This window comes from Frankia sp. CcWB3 (assembly GCF_977927595.1).
This window is the reverse complement of sequence record NZ_CDWRCK010000377.1, coordinates 1-2,122: the sequence shown is the minus strand read 5'-3', so window position 1 is coordinate 2,122 and position 2,122 is coordinate 1. Positions and strand designations below refer to the sequence as shown.

2 protein-coding genes and 1 pseudogene are annotated in these 2,122 nt (G+C 71.2%); 2 read left to right on the top strand and 1 reads right to left on the bottom strand.

The features are described 5' to 3' along the window. Nucleotides 1-41: 41 nt before the first annotated feature. Together ACY5KJ_RS19345 and ACY5KJ_RS19340 are read left to right on the top strand one after the other, a co-directional pair. Nucleotides 42-110: pseudogene (locus ACY5KJ_RS19345) on the top strand (hypothetical protein); the annotation flags it as partial. 191 nt (nt 111-301) lie between these two features. Further along, nucleotides 302-550: a hypothetical protein gene (locus ACY5KJ_RS19340; RefSeq protein ID WP_462204036.1), complete on the top strand. Its 249-nt coding sequence runs from the start codon at nt 302-304 to the stop codon at nt 548-550. On the opposite strand, the gene ACY5KJ_RS19335 is transcribed toward ACY5KJ_RS19340, so the two are convergent. After that, nucleotides 551-1,912, bottom strand: coding sequence for a glycosyltransferase family 4 protein (locus tag ACY5KJ_RS19335; RefSeq protein ID WP_462204034.1), 1,362 nt, complete (start codon nt 1,910-1,912; stop codon nt 551-553). Nucleotides 1,913-2,122 lie beyond the last annotated feature (210 nt).

Genomic DNA, 2,122 nt, shown 5'->3' with positions numbered 1-2,122 from the left:
TGCGCTTCCTCGGTTTCCCCGACGCCGAGCTCTCCGACCGGATCGACGCCATCGCTGCGCGGCTCACCGAGCTCATCGAGACCCTCGCGCCCGAGCAGATCCTGGCGCCGACCTCGTGCGAGGGGCACCCGGACCACGACGCGACCAACGAGGCGGTGCGCCGAGCGGTCGCCACCACCGGTTATCGCGGCCAGGTGCTCGAATACACCGTCTGGTTCTGGACGCACTGGCCCTGGACCTTGGGCTATACGGGACGGCGGGCTGGTCGGCTGAGCGTCTGTTCGTCCAGCCGGTCCGCCGGTTGCGGGAACGCCGTCCGCTGCTCGTGGACGCCCGCGGCTTCCGGGCGCGGCAGCGCAGGGCCCTCGCGGAGCACGCCACCCAGGTGGGGGAGGACGACGCGGCGTCCGGCGTCGCCACCCCGGTGACCGGTTCCCTGCTCGCGACCCTGGGGAGTCGGTACGAGGTCTACGTCGCCGCGGGGGCGCTGCGGCACCTCGACTTCGAGCGGCGGTGGCGGGCCGGCCACCAGGCACGGGGCAGCCGGTAGTCAGCCTGCGGGCGCCACCTCAGGGCCGGGCGGCGGGCCAGCGCCGGTGGCGGCGCCGTTCCCGGGACAGGTCGGGGTATAAACCGTCGGCCGCGTGGCTCGGTCGGGGTGTTGCTGCCGGTTCCGGGTGCCGAAGTGCGCGATGCCGCGCCGGTATGCCTCGACCTTGCGGCGGGCGATGGCCGAGGGCTCGATCTCGACTACACCGAGACGACCCCGGGCCCCGAACGCGCTCGCCCGCGCGGGGTCGAGCAGGAACAGCGCCAGCGCATCCGCCAGCGCCACCGGATCGCCGGCCGGTACCGAGGATCCGGCCTCCCACCGCTCGACGAAGGGCGCGACTCCGGCCCGGGTCGTGGTCACCACCGGCCGGCCGGCCGCCATCGCCTCGACGGCCGCGATCGAGAAGCTCTCGAAGCGGCTCGGCACGGCGACGACGCGGGCCCGCCGGTAGACGTCGCGGATCTGAGAACCGGACAGGTGCCCGGTGAACTTGACGTCCAGCTCAAGCTGGCGGGCCCGGTGGGCCAGCCACTCGCCCGAGGGCACCCCGTTGATCTCGCCCGCCGAGCGTCCCGCGAGCACCAGCCGGTGCGCCACCCCCGCGCCACGAAGGCGGGCCGACGCGTCGAGCAGCACATCCACGCCCTTGTAGGCCTCGAGTCGGCCTACGACGGCGACTGTCGGCGTGGTGCCGGCGACGTCGGGTATGTCGAGCCACGGCTCGGCGTCGAACGGATTGGGAATCACCTCCACCTCACGGTCACCCAACCAGCCTTGCTCCCGCAGCGTGTCGACGAGCAGCTGCGACGGTGAGGTGACCACGGCGGCCCGGCCCGCCGACGTCCGGTCCAGCCGGTCGGCGACCAGGCCCTTCAACCCGACCGGCTGGCCGGAAAGCCTGACCGTGAGCATGGTCGGGCAGTGGAGGTGGATGGCGAGCGGAGTGGAGCGACGCATGGCCTGGATCAGACCGCGGGTTTCCCCGTCCTGGGTCTCGATCACGTCTGGTCTGAGCCCGAGTTGACGCATCCATAAGCTGTAGGACAGCGGGAGGCTGGCCCGCAGCGTCAGCGAGTCACGCGGGTACAGGGGTCCCCGGAGTTGGGCGCCGAGCTTTCCCAGCCCGCGGCTGACCGGCACCCGCAGTAACGGGCGCCGGTGGACGTGCACCCCGTCCTTCACCGAGCCGACGACCTGACGCCCCTGGGCGCACAGCACGTGGACGTCGTGGCCGAGTTTCGCGAGTGCCGTGGCCAGCGCCGCGGTGTAGGTGCCCGCGCCGTCCCAGACGACGGGCGGGTACTGCTCGCAGAAGAAGAGAATGCACAGCGCCTGGACAGATCCCAATGACTCCGCCACGTGTCCCCGATTCCACCGTGCCGTAATGGGAGAGTAAGACTAATAGCGTAAATACGCTACTCCACGGGGGGAGTGACGTCTTTATGGTTCCGCGGTCCCGGGGGGAATCGAGGGAAACTGGCTCTTCGAAGTTAAGCGGGTTTGAGGCATCTGCGGGCTCGGCGGGTGGTTGCGCAGCGTGTTCGTAGCCGCTGGTTTTCGGGGTTGCGG